At 59.9% G+C, this 19,182-nt stretch carries 14 protein-coding genes; 7 read left to right on the forward strand and 7 right to left on the reverse strand.

Annotated features, from left to right (window positions below):
• Positions 1-53: 53 nt before the first annotated feature.
• Both AC6FTP_RS00980 and AC6FTP_RS00985 read right to left on the reverse strand, forming a co-directional pair.
• Positions 54-1,394: a 3-deoxy-D-manno-octulosonic acid transferase gene (locus AC6FTP_RS00980; protein ID WP_497205030.1), complete on the reverse strand. Its 1,341-nt coding sequence runs from the start codon at positions 1,392-1,394 to the stop codon at positions 54-56.
• A gap of 39 nt (positions 1,395-1,433) precedes the next feature.
• Positions 1,434-2,804, reverse strand: a complete 1,371-nt coding sequence (locus tag AC6FTP_RS00985) for an MBL fold metallo-hydrolase (protein ID WP_497205031.1) — start codon at positions 2,802-2,804, stop codon at positions 1,434-1,436.
• A gap of 156 nt (positions 2,805-2,960) precedes the next feature.
• Between AC6FTP_RS00985 and AC6FTP_RS00990 the strand changes: the two genes are divergently transcribed.
• A complete protein-coding gene (locus tag AC6FTP_RS00990; protein WP_497205032.1) occupies positions 2,961-4,973 on the forward strand; it encodes a hypothetical protein in 2,013 nt (670 codons plus the stop codon).
• Between the two features lie 9 nt (positions 4,974-4,982).
• On the opposite strand, the gene AC6FTP_RS00995 is transcribed toward AC6FTP_RS00990, so the two are convergent.
• From AC6FTP_RS00995 to AC6FTP_RS01015, 5 genes are all read right to left on the reverse strand, one after another.
• Positions 4,983-6,563, reverse strand: a complete 1,581-nt coding sequence (locus tag AC6FTP_RS00995; protein ID WP_497205033.1) for a peptide ABC transporter substrate-binding protein — start codon at positions 6,561-6,563, stop codon at positions 4,983-4,985.
• A gap of 13 nt (positions 6,564-6,576) precedes the next feature.
• Entirely contained in the window at positions 6,577-7,038 is a 462-nt protein-coding gene (locus tag AC6FTP_RS01000) for a c-type cytochrome domain-containing protein (protein ID WP_497205034.1), read from the reverse strand.
• Positions 7,039-7,124: 86 nt separating this feature from the next.
• A complete protein-coding gene (locus tag AC6FTP_RS01005) occupies positions 7,125-9,485 on the reverse strand; it encodes a DUF6600 domain-containing protein (protein WP_497205035.1) in 2,361 nt (786 codons plus the stop codon).
• Between the two features lie 113 nt (positions 9,486-9,598).
• Positions 9,599-10,495 carry a metal ABC transporter substrate-binding protein gene (locus tag AC6FTP_RS01010; protein ID WP_497205036.1) on the reverse strand — a complete coding sequence of 299 codons (897 nt, stop codon included), beginning with the start codon at positions 10,493-10,495 and terminating at the stop codon, positions 9,599-9,601.
• Between the two features lie 32 nt (positions 10,496-10,527).
• Complete coding sequence (locus tag AC6FTP_RS01015) at positions 10,528-11,811, reverse strand: hypothetical protein (protein WP_497205037.1); 1,284 nt, start codon at positions 11,809-11,811, stop codon at positions 10,528-10,530.
• Between the two features lie 398 nt (positions 11,812-12,209).
• Between AC6FTP_RS01015 and AC6FTP_RS01020 the strand changes: the two genes are divergently transcribed.
• The 6 genes from AC6FTP_RS01020 to AC6FTP_RS01045 are packed head-to-tail and all read left to right on the forward strand — an operon-like array spanning position 12,210 to position 19,086.
• Entirely contained in the window at positions 12,210-12,632 is a 423-nt protein-coding gene (locus tag AC6FTP_RS01020) for a hypothetical protein (RefSeq protein WP_497205038.1), read from the forward strand.
• Positions 12,633-12,644: 12 nt separating this feature from the next.
• The gene (locus tag AC6FTP_RS01025) at positions 12,645-13,070 is read left to right on the forward strand and encodes a type II secretion system protein (RefSeq protein ID WP_497205039.1); all 426 of its coding nucleotides are present in this window, start codon (positions 12,645-12,647) and stop codon (positions 13,068-13,070) included.
• Positions 13,071-13,093: 23 nt separating this feature from the next.
• Positions 13,094-13,621, forward strand: a complete 528-nt coding sequence (locus tag AC6FTP_RS01030) for a type II secretion system protein (RefSeq protein WP_497205040.1) — start codon at positions 13,094-13,096, stop codon at positions 13,619-13,621.
• A 26-nt stretch (positions 13,622-13,647) separates the two neighbouring features.
• Positions 13,648-15,819 (forward strand): GspE/PulE family protein, encoded by a 2,172-nt coding sequence (locus AC6FTP_RS01035; RefSeq protein WP_497205041.1) that lies wholly within the window; start codon positions 13,648-13,650, stop codon positions 15,817-15,819.
• A gap of 22 nt (positions 15,820-15,841) precedes the next feature.
• The gene (locus AC6FTP_RS01040; protein WP_497205042.1) at positions 15,842-16,291 is read left to right on the forward strand and encodes a response regulator; all 450 of its coding nucleotides are present in this window, start codon (positions 15,842-15,844) and stop codon (positions 16,289-16,291) included.
• Positions 16,288-19,086: an ATP-binding protein gene (locus AC6FTP_RS01045; protein WP_497205043.1), complete on the forward strand. Its 2,799-nt coding sequence runs from the start codon at positions 16,288-16,290 to the stop codon at positions 19,084-19,086. The genes AC6FTP_RS01040 and AC6FTP_RS01045 overlap by 4 nt, the downstream gene beginning before the upstream one ends.
• Positions 19,087-19,182 lie beyond the last annotated feature (96 nt).

Raw genomic sequence — 19,182 nt, forward strand, 5'->3', positions numbered from 1 at the left:
GGCCTTAAGTCTGCACCATGCACGTCTGCCCTTTCGTCTTCGTCGCTGGCGATCTAGATTATGCGTGCATGAAACAGTCTTTTCAAAGTCGCTTCCGTGGCTCCTTCGTGGGCGCGGAGGGCGGCGTGACCGGATTCGCCGAGGCGCTGGCATTTGACGGTGTCGGTGAGGAGTGTGGCGAGTTCTTTTTCCAAAGCGGCCACGTCAGGCACCTGCACGGCACCGCCTTGCTTCAAAAGCAGGTCCACGAGCGACTCGAAGTTCTCCATGTGCGGGCCGAAGAGGACGGGCTTTTTTGCCATGACGGCTTCGGCGGGGTTTTGGCCGCCGGTGGCGAGGAAGCTTTTGCCGACGATGACGAGGCTGGCGAGGCATTGCCAGGCACGCAGTTCGCCGGTGGTGTCGATCAAGAGAGTTCTCAGTTCTCGGTTCTCCGTTTCCAGTTGTTTGACCTGGGAGCGGCGCTGGGCATGGAGGCCGAGCGTGCCGAGATCTGAGAGGATGGAGTCGGCGCGCTCGACGTGACGTGGGACGATGAGCAGGGCGAGATCGTGATGTTTGGCTGCGAGCTGCTGCACGACTCGGGCGAGCAGGGCTTCCTCGCCAGGGTGGGTGCTGGCCAGCAGGATGACGCGATGCGCATCGGTGATGCCCGCCTGATGCATGACGGCGCGGAGCTGGGTGATTTGGGCTTCATCGGCAGCGGCTCCCTGGGGATCAAACTTGATGCTGCCGGTGTGGTGGAGCTTCTCTTTGGCGACACCAAGGGCAGTGAAGCGCGCGACATCGCCGGGCTCCTGCACGAGCACCTGATCCAGCATGGCAAACACAGGCCGCATGAGGAATCCGAGCTGGTGGAAGCGGCGCTCCGATTTGGCGGAGAGACGGGCATTGACCATCGTCACGCGGATGCCCTGACGACGCGCGGCGGAGACGAGATTGGGCCAGACTTCGGCCTCGACGAGAATGATCTGCGAAGGACGAAGGAGATCGAGGAAGCGCTCGCCGACGAAGGGGAGATCGACCGGCGAATAGAGGACCACGACGCGACCGCTTTGCTTCACCGCGAACTCTTCCGCCATCGCATGACCGGTGGGAGTGGTGGTGGTGAGGACGATGCCGGTCTGCGGCGCGTCTTTGAGCCAACGGGTGATCAGCTTGATGGCGATGCCGACCTCACCGACGCTGACGGCGTGAATCCAAAGCCGATCCCGCCCACAGGGCAGAGCGGCGATGGCGGTGCGTTTTACCAGCGGCAGTGCACCGAATCTCCCCGCCATGTCCGACCACTGGCCTCCACGTGCCCGCATTTTCCGCAGTGCTCCGGGCAGCATGAGGAGCAGGCCGAGCGGAAGGAGGAGATTATAAATGAGCAGGGTGAAAACGAGAGACATCGGCAGGTGCGGACAAGTCTTCGGTATAAACCCACCGGCTTACCAAAGATCAATCGGCTGATGGGTGTCTGGCAGGATGATCTCGGTGCCGCTGAGGGTCTCGGCGAAGCGGGTGGTGAACCAGGCCTGGGACTCGACTTCGCCATGGACGAGGAGGAGTTTCTTGGGCTTCACTTTCTCGACGTACTCCGCGATCTGCTCGCGTGTGGCGTGGGCGCTGAGGTCGAAGCTTTCGATGCGGGCATGGGCCTCCACGGGGGGGAGATCGGCGGAGAGCTTGATCTTCTCGCCGGACTTGGCGTTGCGGACTTTGTAGCCGGGAGACTCGGGGTCGGTGTAGCCGACGAAGGCGATGGCGTTGCGCGGATTGTCGAGGAAGCGCCAGGCGAACTGGTTCGAGGTGGTGCCCTCGGTCATCATGCCGCTGGAGAGGCAGTAGATGGTGCGCGGCTGGTAGCTGAACTGCCTCGGTCCGCTACGGCGGCCGCGCTTCTCGGGCTGCACGAGCATTTTGACATCTTCAAGCAGGCGGAAGCCAGAGTAGTTCCGGCGTGCGCGGTCGGTGTAGTGATCGTAGAGGACGGTGACCTTGGTGCCGAGGCCGCCGATTTGCAGGGGCATCTCGGGGATGAGCCCTTCTTCGTGGAGCTCATGCAGCATGAGCATGACTTCCTGGGTCTTGCCGAGGGCGAAGACGGGGATGAGCACGGAGCCATTGGCATCAAAGGTGTCGCGGATCAGCGCGGCGAGGCGTTCTTTCTCGGCCTTGCGGGTGTAGTCGGCCGGGCGTGCGTAGGTGCCGCGGGTGGTCTCGATGGCGAGTACGTCGATGCCTTCTGTGGGGAAGTCTGCGGCCATGCAGATGGTCTGAGCCTCGAAGTTCACATCGCCAGTGTAGAAGAAGGTACTGCCCGCCTCTTTCACCATGACACCAGTGGAGCCGAGGATGTGTCCGGCATCATGAAAGGTCACAGCCCAGTCGGTGTCGGGGATCTCAAAGGGACGCTCAAGGTCGCGGTAAATGTACTGGGCGCGATTTTCATCCAGCTCCTTGTGGGTGAAGAGGGGGTATTCGTTGATGCCCTTTTCCATGCGCTGGGAGGTCATGACGTTGACCGAGTTGTGCAACATGCCGCTCATGATCTCGCCGGTCTGCTCCGTCATGAAAACGGGGGAGGTGGGCTGCTTGGTCATGAGCACGGGCAGTGCGCCGATGTGATCATGGTGGGCATGAGTGATGATCAGGGCATTGGCGGAGTCATGCGGCAGAGGCCCGAAGTCAGGCAAAGCATCGAAACCAACCTGCTTGGGGTGCATCCCCGCATCCAGCACGACACGGTCTTCACCGCGTTCGAGGAGATAGGAATTGGCACCGATCTCGCGGCGGCGGGTGAGGTTACGGAATCGCATGTGAAAAGGTTCTGGGGAAAAGGGAGTGCGAGACTAGGCCGTGATTGAGGATAGGCAAGCGCTCAGAACCATTGACACCGAGGCCTCAGCGCGGAGTCTCCGCCTGTGTCTTGTCTGCGCGATCAGCTACGTTTCCTTCTTCCCGCCATCCTCGGGATGTGTGTTCTGGGCGCCGCTGCGGATGTGCAGGCGCAGATCACGAAGCGTGATGATGCGGTGGGGAATCTCCTCAATGAATGGTATCGCGATGGCACGGCAGCGGGGCTGGCGAGCATCACCTACGAGAACCGGGATGGTCAGCACTCGCCACTGAACGTGAGCCTGTATCCGCAGCTCCAGACCTTCGAGCACAGCGGCTCCAGCGGGCCTGCCACGGGCCCTGCGGCTCATTTGCGTCTGGGGCCGACGGTGGGGAATTGCTCCATGGCATCCTCCGCCACTTCCGGCGGCAGCCTGCCGCGCCTGTACATGATGGACCCTGGAGGTGGGAAGTTCCTGATGTTGCAGTATCTGGCGAACAACCTTTTCGTCTATCCTGAGCATCAGGATCACGACATCGGTGCCAATGGCATCGGCGGCTATGGTGATCTGTATCCGGTGAACACGCCCTGCTGTCTCATTTCGCAAGGATCATCGGGGAGTGATCAGCCCTTCGTGCAGGCGGTGTTGTCCACCATCGCTGCGTTTCCGCGTGAGACACAGCGGGCGCTGATCCAAAAGCGCCTGCTCATGCCCACGGTGCAGGCCATCCTCCGCCAGAGTAGTCGTGCGGTGACGAAGCCTGCGGATTACCTGACCAGTGCAGCCCACCCGGTGGTGTTTGATGCCGCGCTGCTCAATGAGGAGGCGATGGTGCGGATGGCGCAGGGCATGACGCCAGACCTCATCCCGCCACTCGTGCAGCTCGAAGTGGTGGAGGAAAGTGACCCGCAGGCTGGGAAGCAGGTCTTTGAAGCAGCGAATCCGGTGTCCCACAAGCTGATGGATGCGCGTGTCTCAATCGCCCGAGTCTTCCGTGGTGCGGTGGACGAGTACGGGATGGTCATCGACCTGAGCAAGTGTGCAGACCTCATGGGGAGGCCGGTGAAGACCACGGTGCAGGTGCTTCAAGGTGATCCCCGGTTGGTGCGGATCGACCGCAGTGGAAACGGCCCCTACATGCGGCTACGTGTGCGCTGGCAGCCACCGATCATCACACGCACGGGCATACGCAGCCATCGCGTGGACATCGGCGTCTTCGCCACGAGTGGCACGGGCATCAGCGCGCCTGCCATCATCAGCTTCTACATGCTGCCGAACGAACGGCGCTTTTACAATGAACGCGGGAGGCTGGCGGAGATCGACTATCACAAGCCGAATCCCGACATCGGACTGCCTGCGAGTGATCGTGATCTCCGCTGGCTGAAGGTGATGCTGGCCGCCACGCTGTCTGGAGATGGCCTGCGCAGCCGAATCATGGAGAAGCTGCTCAACGAGGAGCAGCGCAAAGCCATTCAGACCGCATGGATGCCGCTGGATCAGCGCTGGCAAACTCTCACAGCACCTGGGGTACAGCTTGATGAATCAGCGAAGGCAGCATTGGAAAAGGATCTTGCTTCAGCGCTCGCGAAGCCGCTTTCCAGCAAGGATCAGATCAGCCTGAAGATGGCGCTGGAGATCGTCTTCAACCGCGCGGCGGACTTCACCGATCTCTATCTGGCCTTCCGTCAGGAGATCGACAGACTCGCAGCAGCTTCGCCGAAGAAAACAGCTGCGGAGGATCTCCGCCGTGAAGTGCAAAGGCTGATCGATCTGGGGGTGCTCATCGAACAGGCGAGTGGCACGCTGTCCACCGTTTCAGCGCCTGAGAAGCTCACGGCTGCGGATCAGCATTACCTGCGAAGTCTGAATCTGACGGTGATGAGTCAAGCGCTGTTCCCTGAGGCTCTTGAGCGTGCTGTCGCTCCTGCCTGGGTGGACCCGAGACTCACGACGCCGAAGCCCTGGCGCGATGTTTTCCGCTACGATGACACCAGTGGTGCTCTGCTCGGCTGGGTGCGACATCAGGCGGGGCGCACGCACTTCTTTGATGCCTCTGGCAAGCTGCTTCCCGATGGACCGAAGCATCCTGAGAAAGCGGTGGAGGTGAAGTATGGCCGCAACGGGCAAGGCATGCTGGAATGGAAATGATCCGATGACTCACTTCCAGCTCATGCAGCGGAAGGGATGATCGTCGATCAAGTTTGCCTGCACGCCGCTGAGCCGCTCCTGATGGTAGAACTGCACGCCGACATAGTGATACACCGGAATGACCGCGGCTTCCGTGCTGATGAGCAGCGTCTCCGCCTGCTGGAAGATGCTGTTGCGGCGTGGAATGTCAGCTTCAGCCGAAGCAGCGGCGATGTGGGCATCGTAGGTTGGGCTTTTGAAGCCGGTGCGGTTCTGGCCGTTCGTGCTGGTGAAGAGATCCATGAAGGTGCTCGGGTCATTGTAGTCGCCGACCCAGCTTGAGCGGCAGAGGTGGTAGTCGAGCTCGCGCATGGACTTCAGCCAGACTTTCTGCTCCTGCTTCGTGAGGTTCACGGTCACGCCGAGCGCCTGCTGCCACATGCTTTGCAGCTCGATGGCGATGCTGCGCTCGATGGGCAGCGGGATGTAGAGATACTCGATGCGCGGGAAACCTTTGCCGCCGGGAAAACCTGCCTGGGCGAGGAGTTCGCGGGCACGCTGCACATTCACATCGAGGCCTGGAGGCGGCTGGTAATCCGCGCCTGTTCCCGGCGGCACGATGCCGCTGGCGATGGGTTCGCCGAGCTGGGTGATCTTTTCGACAATGCGCTTCTTATTCACGGCGAGTGCGAAGGCCTGACGAACTCTCGCATCATTGAAGGGTGGGCGGGTGACATTGATGCGGATGAACCAGGTGCCCAAAAATGGGCCGGTGTGGAACCAGGGCTCCTGCTTCAGCCTTTGAGTGAGCGATGGCGGCACCATACCCTTGTCCATCATGAGGTCGCACTGACCAGTGTGGAAGTAGCTCAGCGCGGTGTTGGCATCCTGCACGGGCTTCACCTCGACAGTGCTGAGCTTCACGTTCGCCGCGTCCCAGTACTGCGGGTTCTTTTTCAAACGGATGTGATCATCGAGCCGCCAGTCTTCGAGCAGGTAGGCTCCGTTGGTGACGATGTTCTGCGGCTTGATCCAGGCGGTGTCGTGCGTGCGGATGGTGTCCACCGGCACGGGAGCCAGCGTGACAAAGGAGCAGAGGTCGATGAAGTAGGGCGTGGGGTTTTCCAGCTCGATTTGCAGCGTGCGATCATCCAGCGCCCTCACACCGACATGGGAGAAGTCTTTGTCTGTCTCCTCGGAAAACGCGCGGGCACCTCGGATGATGAACATGAGGTTGGCATAGTCAGAGCCTGTCTCCGGCAGCAAAGCTCGCTGCCAGGATCTGACGAAGTCCTGGGCGGTGACAGGTGCTCCATTTGTCCAGGTGCTGCCTGCGCGGAGATGAAAGGTGTAGGTCTTTTTGTCCTCGGAGGTGTCCCAGCGCTCGGCCATGCCGGGCTCGGGTCTGCCAGTGGAGTTCACACGACAAAGTCCCTCGAACAGCGAAGTGGCGATACGCATGGATACCTGATCGGAAGCCAGCGCGGGATCGATGGTCTCCGGCTCCGCGCTTTGGATGAAGACGAGATCAGCGCGGGGTCGGTCAGGTGAACATGCGGCGATGCCGAACGAACAAAGGACAGACGCGATGTCGCGGAGACGCAGAGACACGGAGTGAAGAGAGTCAGCGTTCCGTGACGAGTTTACCGGCAGCACCTGCGGGCCATTCGGCACCTTGGGCGATCCATCGGCGAATCAAGGCGGCTTCCTCTGGCGTCAGTGTCTCGCCAACAGGAGGCATGGCCTTCACAGAGGAATGGGCGCTGCCAAGATGCGTGATGAAGCGGCTTTTGTCCGGCTGTCCTGGGATGATGAAGGCACCCAGAGTGCCGGTTTGTACGGCCTCCGCCTGACTGGCGAGGCTCAGTCGTCCTGGCTGCGCCGACTTGTTGTGGCACATGGCGCATTTGGCTTCGAGCACGGGCTTCACGTGGGCGGTGAAGCTGACTTTACCGGTCTGGGCGGCCTTCAGCGTGCTGGCATCGAGGATGTTGCGACCCGGAAGCCGTGTCTCGCTTTCGGATTCAGAGGAGGAACAGCCGATCAGCGCAGAGGCGAGTGTGAGGAGGAAGAGGGAGCGGATCATGAATGCAGTGTGATTGCCAAGATGCTACCGCGACTTTCCTCCGCGACAATCACGGTCTTGCGCCAATCCGGTCCCGCATTGGCAAATCACTGGCCGGGTGGTGGCTGGTTCTGCTCTCTCTGACGAGCGGCCTCTTCGGCGCGGCGGGCTGCCTCCTCCTGAGCGCGACGCGCTGCTTCCTCGGCCTGACGGCGGGCTTCCTCCTGCTGCTGGCGCATGGCTTCGCGCTGGCGCTCGGCGGCTTCCTGCTGAGCCTGCATGGCGGCTTCGCGCTGGCGCTCGGCAGCTTCCTGGGCAGCTTTCATGGCGGCCTGTTGTTCGAGCTGCTGGCGCATGGCCTCTTGTTGGGCTTTGGCAGCGGTCTCCTGTTGGGCACGCATGGTGGCTTCCTGTTGCTGGCGTTCCATGAGGGCGGCGCGCTGCTTCTCGGCGGCTTCGACCTGGGCCTTCATGGCTTCCTGCTGCTCACGCTGCTGCATGAGTTCCTGCTGGCGGCGGACGAGTTCTTCTTTGGCTGCCTGCTGCTGAGCCATGGCGGCTTCGCGGGCTTGGATGGCCTCCACCTGAGCTTGTTTGCGGTCCTCCGCTTTTTGCAACGTGGACTGCATCTCACGTTGTTTTTCAGCTTCAGCCTGAGCCTGCTGGGCAGCCATGGCGGCTTCTTTGGCCTGCTGGGCTTCGGCTTCGCGCTGCTTCATGAGGGCAGTCTGCTCTTCGCGCATGGTCTGGGCTTTCTTTTCCTGGGCGGCGAGCTGTTCCTGCATGGCGGCTGCCTCGGCTTGTTTGCGGGCGAGTTCCTGCTGCTGGGCGGCCATCTCGGCATCCTGCTTTTCTTTCAAGGCGGCGGCTTCTTTGGCGCTCATCTCGGAGGCCTGCTTTTCACGCGTGGCCTTTGCCTCCCTGGCCTGCTCGGCCATCCGCTGCTGCATGGCGGCTGCTTCGGCCTGCCTGCGGGCGAGTTCCTCCTGGCGGGATGCCATGGCTTCTTTTTGTTCGGCTATCTGCCTTTCACGATCTGCCTGGGCTTCCTGCATCCGGGCTTCAGCGGCACGGCGGGCGAGTTCGGCTTTGTTCGCCGCATCCTGGGTGATTTCGAGCTTGGGCATTTCAGGCCGTTGGCCGTTGCCGCGATCACGGCCTGGCTGAGGGATGGCGGGGCGATCTCCAGGCTGTCGTGGCTGCTCGGCGATGGGTTCGGGTGTGCGAGGTGACTCGGCAAGCACTGGCTTGGGCTGCGGACGCTTCGATTGCTGGAGGATGGCATCGCGGAGTTCGCTGCGCTTGTTGTCGGGCACGTCCGTCCAGGCATTAAGCATGACGGGTTTCTGGATGCGCTCGGCGTTGCGTGGCAGGACGGGTTTGCGGTCGGTGCGGCCGGAGGGAAGCGGCGCGGCGACGAAGCTGGGCTGGCTGCGGTCACGGCGGAACTCGATGGGGCGCTCCAGTGTGCGAACGACCTGCACTGGCGCACGGACGACACGCGCTCCGATGCGCTTCTCCACCCAGTCGAGGGCGGGGCCGCCGCGCTGGATGCAGGTGTTGTTCTGCTGCACGACAACGATGTTGGTGACATTGATGGTCTGATTGAAGAAGCTGGCGATGTTGGAGATGGAGAGGCTCACATTGACATAGCTGCTGCGACCAAAGTTTGACGCACTGATGAAGGTGTAGCTGCTCGGGGACAGGCCGTAACGCGCATCACAATCATGTCCGATGCTGCCGAAACCGGCGCTCGGAGGCAGGGGTGCCCATCCGACGTAGTCGCTGCCATGACGCCATGACACCCAGGCGGGAGCCCACTGGCGGCCAGGAATCCAGAGCCAGCCGTGACGTGAGACTTTGATCCAGCGTCCGTAGTGATAGGTGGCCCAACCAAATGGCTCGTTCGAGTCCCAGGCCCAGCCTTGATCTGTGGAAACCCAGCGCCCGTCCACATAGGGCCGCCACGAGGAGCGTTCAGCATTGTCCGGGCGGAAGGCGTAGCCATAGCCGTCCACATCCATCCAGCGGCCATACGGATTCAGGGAATCGTAGAACATGGAGTAATCCGCATTGGGATCATTCCACGGCTGGGACCCGGGCACCTGTGGTGGCACGTAAGGCGTGGTAACCACCGGAGTTCTCGCGAGTTCATCGCGCAGTTCTTCACTCTTTCTGCGGGCGGCCTCGGCATCGGCCATGAGCTTTTGATTCTCCTGCTGGATGGCATCGAGCTTTCCCTTCAGCTCGGCGTTCTCTTTGTCCTGCAGGGCGCGTTGCATTTCGGCGAGCTGCTTTTGCAGATCCTCGCTGCGCTGCTTCATGTCGGCAGCTTCCTGGGCGTAGGCAGCTTGAGTTTGCTCGAGCTGGCGTCTGGCTTCTTCGGCGGCGGTGTTGTCAGGTGGTTTGCACCCGGTGAGGGAGATGAGGAAAAGACTGCCGAGGGTGAGGAGCGAAGTTTGTTTCATGGCGGAAGCGGACCGTGGTTCAGACGAGAGTCTCACGGGGCTTGTTCATTGGGAAGTTTCTTGAGGGGAAGTTTCTTGTCCTTCCCGACAGATAATCCTGCCGCCATTTTTTCCTACTGTGCGGATGGCTTCAAGGCATCGACGATGGACTTGACGTTGTGCGCGAGCATCGTCTCGAAGGTGTGGGCTTCTTTCGAGGTGCCATCGGCGACGAGTGAGGCACCTAATTTGACACCAGTGCTGCGGACAATTTCGGAGAGGACTTTGGGGTTGGCCTGATCTTCGGCGAAGACGGCGCGGATCTTGTGCTCACGGATGACCTGGATGGCGAGGGCGATGTATTGCGGCGAGGCGTCATCGCTGCGGCCAATGCCAAGCACGGGCACGCTTTTGAAGCCATACTCTTTGCAGAAGTAGCCAAAGGCGGCGTGGGCGGTGACGAGCTTCCGATCTCCGCGAGGAATGGCGCTGATCTGCTGCTGAGCCCATTTTTTCAGTTCGTCGAAGCGTTTGCCTGCGGCCTTGGCGCCTTCGGAATAGGCGGCTTCGTTGGCGGGATCGACGCTGCTTAGCTCATCTGCGATGATCCGTGCTGCGCGCTTCATGTTCTCGGCGCTGTGCCACCAGTGGGGATCAATGCTGCTTTTCGCATGTTCGGGACAGCAGACGAAGATTTCCTGGCTGGGGTCGAGCTTCACGGAGGGGATGAGTTTGCCGACTTCGATGACTTTGACGCCCGTGCCCACGCTGTCGCGCAGCTTGTCGAGATAGGTTTCGAGGTGCTTGCCCATGGCGAGCAGAAGCACGGAGCCGCGCATGGCGGCGATGTCACGCGCGGCGGGCTCGAAGTGGTGGATGTCTCCCCCGGCTTTGAGGATCTCCACGACTTCGACATTGGCTCCGCCGACCTGCTGGGTGAGATCGGCGAGGATGGGATGGAGCGTGGCGACTTTCACTGCCGCGCTAGCAAGAGCTGGAGTCAGGAGAAGAGCAACGAGGATAGATTTCATGATGAGGAGGAAACGAAGGTTTGAAGGATAAGCTAGCGGACTTCAGGGCCGCCCCAGGAAAGACTGACCTGCGCCCAGATGGCGTGGTCGGTGCCGCGTGTGTTGGAGTTGTCGTAGTTGTATTGGAGTCGGAAACGGAGAGTGCGGGCATCATTGGCATACCAGGTGACACCTGGGCTGACACGGAAGCGGGAGTCCTGGCCAGTGTCGCTATTGCCAGAAACGAATTCACCGCGCAGGCCGAGTTCGAGGTGGTTTGAAAGGCCGTAAAGGGCGCTGAGGTAGGCTCCGAAGTCCTGCTGAGTTTCGGGGGAACGGCCTTCGACGATTTCATCTTCGACTCGGTAGCGGTTCGTCATCGCCTCCGAACGAACTCGGAAGTAGCGGCCGCCGGGATCGAAGCCATTTTCCCGCCACTGGTATTCAAAATGAGCGCCATAGATGCTGGTGCGGTAGCCACTGGCGTTGTCGCCCCAGGCTCCGGAAGCGCCGAATCGGAACTGATGGAAGTCATTGTAATAGGCGACGTTCGTCCAGTTCACGACAGAGGTGAGACTGTCTTCGGAGAAGTAGGATTCATCGGCGACGTAGCGCGTCGCCTCCTCATCCTCGTGGTGCGCGTGTCCATCGTGGCTGGGCGGCTCTCCGATGGCGAAGTCAAACTGGGAAAGCCACGGCAAGGGAGCGATCCAAGTGAGCTCGGCTCCGAGGGTGGTGAGCGAGTCGTCTCCAAGCATCCGCGTGCTCATGAGATATTGGTCGATCCAGTCGAAGCCGTGCGGATGGTAGGTGTTCTGGATGCCGAAGCGGTTGTACACACGTCCGAGACGCAGTTCGAAGCCGCCAGGAAGGTTTTTGAATTTCCAAAAAGCTTCTTCAAAGATGGGCTCGAGGTGATGATCTGCCCCGATGGCACCGGCATAGGTGATGAAAAACTCGTTGTGGTCATCTAGTCTCCCGGAGAGGGAGAACTCGATGTTCTGAACGGTCACTCCGTCGCGACGGATGGGATCATGGTGGCCTGTGGCGAGTTCTTCCTGATCAAGAGTGCTGGTTCCAAAAGCTGTATCGATATGGACGTGGGGGAAGATTTTGTCGGAAAGGCTGACATCCAGGCCCGTGAGCCAGTCGGCTTCGTCCACCTTCCCGTCCATCGGCAGGACGACGGGGGAGGACATGGCGCTGAAGGTCGAATATTGGTATTGCTGCTGACGCTGGGCGGAGAATTGAGCGGATGTCTGAGCTTGAGAGGTCGTCACCTGAAAGGTCAGGATTGCATAGGCGGCCAGAGAAAGAGAGGCGGGATAGGCTGTCATAAGAGGCATGAACGCTGCATTTAAAGCAATAAAGTTGCACTATAGTCAAGAGTTATAGCAAAATAATTGCGTTTAATACGAGTGAACGCTGATGCCTTTGAGTGGCAATATTCCAAGGACTTCACCACTTCGATGATGCGCATTCCCTCTGGGCCTGAGGTGTTCTCGCTGATTTGACCGGATGTTTTGCCGAGGCTGTCCGCGTGGGAGGTCCTTCCCGAATGGCGAGCGAAGGCATGATTTCGCAAATTTTGCCATTGGCGATAATTAATATGGATTGTATGATAATTATGATTTAATCTAAATAATCCATGCTCTCTCAAATCAAACCAAGAAGTCGATCATCGTCGGCCTTCACCTTTGTGGAGGCAGTTTTTACTATTGCCATCATTGGGATCATGTCTGCTCTGGCGCTGAGTGCTGTTTCCAATGGGGCTCGTGATGCGAATCGTGTCGTCGCCCGTCAGCAACAGACTGTACTGAACGAGGCATTGGTGAATTGGGTGATGGCCAATACGCGCGTCCGTGACAGCAGTGGGAATGAGACAGCCCAGGTTCGGAGTCTTGCCAGTCTGCGCACTCTTTACAATTCACTCGCGACCACGTCTGCACGTTTCAATCTGCTGGTGCCCAATCCTGCCTCCAGTGATCTGAGTGCGAAGAATGGATTCATCGACAAGACCACGGCGGATCATTTTCTGGAATACACCACGGGAACAGACCGGCTTTACAGCAAGGCGCTGAAGGGCAGCAGCCAGTACCTCAATCTACCCACCTGGCAGGATGGGGGCTTCCCGATGGTAGACATGGTCAATGAGTAAACAACCCCTGCGATGAACTTCACGATGAATCCAATCTCGATTGTTTCCGGTTCCCGAGGTCGCCGGCGCTTCGGTTTTTCCATGGTGGAGATGATCGCGTGTGTGTCGATTATCGGCATCATCGCTTTCCTGGCCATCCCATCCATCACGCGAATGCGCGGAGACAGTGAGAGGAATCTGGCCATCGCGCGTGCGGAGTCGCTGAATCTCTCGATGTCCACCTACATGCAGGTGCTGGGCAGAACACAGGCCAGCGTGAACTGGGGCAATGCCACCACGTCCACCGCCAAGTACAACCTCCTCCGGCCCTATCTGGCCTATTCAGAAACCACTCTGACAGCATTTCTGCCCTCGGATTACAGCATCGTCTTCCCAGATTCCATAACGAGCATGACGAAGGCCCGACTGACTGGTCCCAGCGGTGTCATTGCCTACTGAAGAACAATCCCGCCCACCCCGACATGCGTTTCGGCTGCCAATCCAGGACACCGCTTCCACAGCATCCTCTTCAAGGGGATGCTGAGGCGTTTTCGCTCACGGAGATGATCACGACCATTTCCATCCTGGGGATTCTCGCATCCATCGTCGTCCTGCAGATGAGTGACAACTATTCCACCGCACGGGGCGTTCTGGCGGTGGACCGACTGGAGATGCTGAACCGAGGGATGTCTGAACGTGCCGCGAGCGTGAAGGAATATGTGTTCACCCGTGTGGATGCCAACACCACGGACGAGCAGCTCGTGCTCATGGACATGCAGTACCGGAACCCCGATCCTGATAAGGCGGAAGTCAACAGCCCCTTCATCGAGCCACGCTACCGCCCGACGACTTCATCCTCGGTCAATGACTTCCGGCTGCGCTGGACGGGGCGCCGATTTGAACTGCTTCGCCCCGGCACGACGGGCTCTGGTTTAAAGGTTGTCTTCGATGGTTCAGACATCGGAGAGCCGCGGGAGTACCCGCCGAACTACAACTCCAACGGTCGCTGATTCAAGTCCTCAGCCTGCCCTTTTTCATGTCTTCCTTCAAGCTTCCAGACACCGCAGCACCGCCACCCGATTCTTTCGGGGAAGCAGGTAATACGGCTGCCACGACTATCGACACGAAGCAGGCGGCAATCCTTTCCATCGAAGGGCTGGCCATGCAGTACCGCATCCTGCCTGTGACGCTCATGCGCGAGAGCTGCTCACCGGAAGCGGAGCGCATCGTGCGCAAGCTGGGCCGTGTACCGTATGTCGCCGATCCCTGGCTTCCGCTGATGATGTTTGGTCCGCTCGTCGTCATGGCGCATCATAACCCACGCGCGGGCGACACCTGGGGAGTGCCGGCGTTTCTCACGCTCCGGGTGCTCATCACCCCGGACCAATATCAAAAGACGAGAAAAGATCTCGTGCAGCGCTTCGGGCAGCTTCCCATCGCCCAACAGAATGCCTTTGAGGGCATGGAGCCGCCTCGTTTTGATGAGATGGGTTTGGAAGGCACCTTCGAGTGGCTGATGGAGCACTACCCGTACGAGCAGACGGAGATCACCAAGCTGCGCGGATTTTACGAAGGCCAGAAGGAGAAGAATCCGAAGCTCGGCATCGGACACTTCAATATCGTGCAGCGCAATCTGGGTGTGGCGCTCAATTTCATGGTCACGCATGGACGGGACTTCTGCTTCTCGGCTGCCGAGGCCCCCAGGCAGACCTTCTTCCCGCTGCCTCTGCTGGAGAGGCACAACGTCTATCCCCTCTACATCGGCAAAAACGCCGTCTTCATGCTCAGTGAGCACGCGGACAGCTACGCTTTCGAGGACGAATGGCTGAGCATGGGGAATCCGGCCGTGAAGATCGTCACGGTCCTCACAGATCCCGCCTCCATCAGGGACGCCATCAACCGCGCAGGAGCCACCTTTGACCCCAGCGGCGTCAAGATGGACAAGTCAACCCTCAGTGCCTCCGCATCTGGCAATGAGAGCGTCATCGACATCATGCCGGAGGACATGGCCCGCATCAATCCGGCCAGCCCCAACCACACGCCCGAGGAACTTGTCCAGTGGGCGCTATTCACCGCCATCCGCTGCCGTGCCTCTGACCTTCATCTGGAGAAATTTTATAATCTCGCCCGTTTCCGCGCCCGCATGGACGGGAACATGAAAACCATCCTCACGGCACCTGAGGCTTTGCTCAATCGCTTCGTGGCATTGATCAAAAACTACGCTGGCATGAATCAGAACCGGCAGGAGGCACAGGATGGCCGCTTCGCCCTCAGTGTAGGCCGCCGTCGTGTGGACGTCCGCGTCGCCGCTGTACCCACGCGCCGCGAATTCCAGAAGATCATCATGCGCTTCCTCGACAAGCAGGACGGCGTGAAGCGGCTCAGTGATTTCAATCTCGGACAGCGTCAGGTGGACATCCTCAACCGCACCATGACGCGTGACCAGGGGCTGATCCTCGTCACCGGCCCCACAGGTTCGGGGAAGACGACCACGCTCTACGCGCTGCTCAACAGCGTGAACGACGAAAGCGTCAACATCCAGACCATCGAAGACCCGATCGAATACGAGATCGAGGGCATCAACCAGACCCAGACGAACCCGCACCACGGGCTCAGCTTTGCCAATGGTCTGCGCGCCCTCCTGCGAGCTGACCCGGACATCATCCTCATCGGTGAATCACGTGATTCTGAGACGGCGAACTCCGCCGTAAATGCCGCCCTCACCGGACATCTCGTGCTGACCACGTTGCACGCCAATGACTCCCTTCGTGCCGTTTCCCGGCTCATGAGCATGGGCGTGGAAAAATATCTGCTCGCCGACTGTCTGGCTCTTTCGCAGGCACAGCGGCTCGTCCGCCGAATGTGCAGTTACTGCAAGCGCCCCATGCAGGTGCCGCAGGACATCCAGGACATGATGGCCAAACAAAACGTCATCTCCCAGCCCCTCACCCAGCCCATTTTTTCTCCGGTCGGATGTCAGGAATGTCATGGCACCGGCTACTCGGGCCGCGTGGCCCTCATGGAACTCTGCGAGGTGAACACTGAACTGCGGGATCTCGTCGAGGAGGCTGCACCCATGTCCGCCATGCGCGCCGCCGCCTTCAAAAACGGCTTCTTTTCACTCTACCAGGAAGGGCTCATGCAAGTCATCGCCGGTCATACCAGCCTCGATGAGATCAAATGCCTCGCCTACACCGCCCTGACCTGAGATCACCCACTCTCTTTACGCCATGAATCCTGACACCCACCCCTACTCTTCTGCCGCGTCCCGGCCTACCGGGCAGATTCTGGTTGTCGATGATGAGCCTCATGTGCTCACCATGGCCTGCACCATGCTGGAATCCCAGGGATTCAAGGTCACTGGCTGTCACTCCGGCGAGACCGCCATCGAACTCATTGAAGCAGCCATGCAGAAGCCGGACCCCTTCAATGTCTTGGTCCTGGATCTCACCCTGCCTGGTGGCATGTCCGGCTTTGATGCGTTGGAGTCCATCCAGAGACTCGATCCAGGCATCTCAGTCATCGCCTGCAGCGGCTACTTCCAGGAGGATGCCCGTGACCTATGTCAGGCCATAGGCTTTGCCGACATCCTGCAAAAGCCCTATTCCATCGAGGCGCTCTGCGCCATCGTCAGGCGCTGTCTGGTGCGTGATAAAACCGCCGCATTCACCCAGGCATGAAACTCCGCCTCTCCATCGCCAAAAGGTTCACCCTTCTCGGTGTCACCGCCATGAGCATCGGAGTCCTGGTGACTTCCGCCGCCTTCATCTGGCAGGAGTTTCTCACCCTCCGCATGGTTCAGCGCTCCTACCTCGGGAGCATCGTCCGCACTGCGCAAAACGAACTTACTTCCCAGGCCCTCAAGCCCGACGAACTCGCCGGCATGAGAAATTTGAATGCCGAGTCCATCGTGCATCTTCAGATGCGGCTCCAGATCGTCGATGTGCCTGCCATGATCCAGGAACTCGGTCTGCGTATCGAGATCGCCGGCCCTCACCGCAGCGAAAAAGAAGCCGTGCTTGATAAGACGCCCTACATCGTCGTCCACGATACCGCAGAGCATCTGCTGCCCCTGGAACCTGAATCAGACAAGGTCGAAGACATCATGTACCGCATCCTCGCAGGCTCCAGCATGGTGGTCGGAGATGCACCCATCTCGCTCAAGGCCAGCCTCATGAGCAAAGGTGAATGGATTGTCGCAGGCGGACCTCTTTTCGATGCTGGCGGGCGTATCGCAGGCGGGGTCATCGTTCGCCAGCCGCTCGTACAGATACCCCATCTGCTCAGCCTGCCACGTCTCATGGTACCCATTCTTGGGGGAGTCGCTGGTCTGTTGCCTGCCGTTCTGGGTTTCTTCTGGCTCGGCCGCACCATCACACGCAAGACCTCGACACTCAGCCAGGGCTTCCAGGCCATCCGCCAGGGAAATCTCAACCACCGCCTCCCAGCTCATGGAAGCGACGATCTCGATGCCCTGCAAGAGGCATTCAACGACGCCCTCTCCCACTTCCAGGAAGAGGAGGGGAAGCGATCCCAGATCCTCTCGGACTTCCACAACGCCCGCAAGCAGGCCGAGCAGGCTACTGCCGCCAAAGGCGACTTCCTCGCCAACATGAGCCATGAGATCCGCACGCCCATGAATGGCATCATCGGCACCACCTCCCTCCTCCTGGAGCTTGGCCTCGCCCCGGAACAGGAAGAACTCGTGCGCATGATCCGCTCCTCGGGTGAATCACTCCTCCACCTCATCAGTGATATTCTCGACTTCTCCAAGATCGAATCCGGCAAAATGGAACTCGAAGTAGCTCCCGTGGACATGGAAAAACTTCTCGCTGAGGTGGCCGACGTCTTCTCCTACCGCGCCGCAGAAAAGGGTGTCGAACTCAACTTCCACGTCGATGCCGCACTCCCCCGCTACTTCATCGGTGACTTCCAGCGTGTGAAGCAGGTGCTCGTTAATCTCACCGGCAATGCGATCAAATTCACCGAGAAAGGAGAGATCCTCATCCTTGCACGCCAGGTCAGTCGCCGAACCAAAGAGGGGGACATCCCACATCTCCACTTCTCTGTGCGTGACACCGGCATTGGCATCCCGGCTGACAACATCGGCCAGCTCTTCCAGGCATTCACTCAGGCCGATGCCAGCACCACGCGTAAATACGGCGGCACCGGACTTGGCCTCGCCATCTGTCGCAGGCTCTGCCGTCTCATGGGCGGTGAAGTCAGCGTCGTCAGCGAAGAAGGGCGCGGCTCTGACTTCTTCTTCGAGATCCCCCTCCGCATCACCCCGGACACCGAAGGTCGTGAAGAGGAGGTCGCCTGGACTGAAACCGTGCGTGACAAACGTGTCGTCTATCACAGCCCCCACACGACCACACAGCAGATCCTCCAGCAGACCCTTCAGCTATGGGGCATCTCCGGCATTCCCCAGGCACGGGTGGACGTCTCTCCTGCCGAACTCGCCAGTGACCTCAGAGATCCCGCCGTCTTCATCCTTGATGCTCGCGACCACTCGCCCGAGTCCGCCCAGCCTGTCCTCCAGACAGCCATGGCACAGGGCGCTGCCATCATCGTCCTCCTCCCCCTCACGCGCTGGAAATTTCGCGACCACTACGCCCCTCCAGGCTGCGTCCGTTTTGCCAAGCTCGCCAAACCTGCCAAGCGTCGTGAACTTCTCCGCTCCCTCGCTGAACTCATCCGCATGCCACGAGTCGCTGGCAATCCCCAGACCACCTCGCTCGATCGCACCACTGCCTTTACACAGACCACCTCAGCACCTCGCTTGCGCCCCGCCATGGCGGCTCCAGCCGTTACCCCCCTGGCCGTCCTCCAGCAGACACTGCATCAGGCCATTCCAATGCCCACCCTTCAGCCTGCATTGCCACCGGTCACGAAAGGTGAGCCGCCCCCTCCTGCAGAGCCATCCACACTTCATGCCTCCAGCCTCGATTGGGCGCCATCCCATGGCAGCAACCGCGCGGCCTCTGCCGGTCACGATGCCCAGATTTCCCAATCGACGAATCGCGCCATCGCTGCTGCTGCTCAAACAGGGGGAGACAGCTTCGCCAAACAGCATCCCGCCCGCATTCTCCTCGTCGAGGATCAGCCATTGAATCAAAAGATCGCCGTCATGCTCCTCCAGCGTCTCGGTTACAGCACCATTGATGTCGCCAACAACGGCCAGGAAGCCATGCACATGTCAGGCAGCGGCAGTTACGATCTCATTTTCATGGATCTCCAAATGCCCGTCATGGGTGGCATTGACGCCACCAAGGGCATCCGCTCCAACTTCAATCTCAAGAACCAGCCCGCCATCATCGCCATGACCGGCCACGCTCTCACCGGCGTGCGTGAGGAATGCAAAGCCGTCGGCATGAACTCCTTCCTCACCAAGCCCGTCAGTCTCGACGACTTCCGCCGCGCCATCCCTCCCTGTCTGGAAAAAGGCGCCGCCATGAAGCCCATGTCGCTGTGAGCGGAGAACTAGGCGGTGTTTGAAAACCCTCAACAACCGTATCTGAGCCAGTCGATGATGGAGGCGAATTGAATGAGGGAGAGGAAGTGAAGGGCA

This window comes from Prosthecobacter sp. (genome assembly GCF_044378005.1).
Lineage (GTDB): Bacteria > Verrucomicrobiota > Verrucomicrobiia > Verrucomicrobiales > Verrucomicrobiaceae > Prosthecobacter.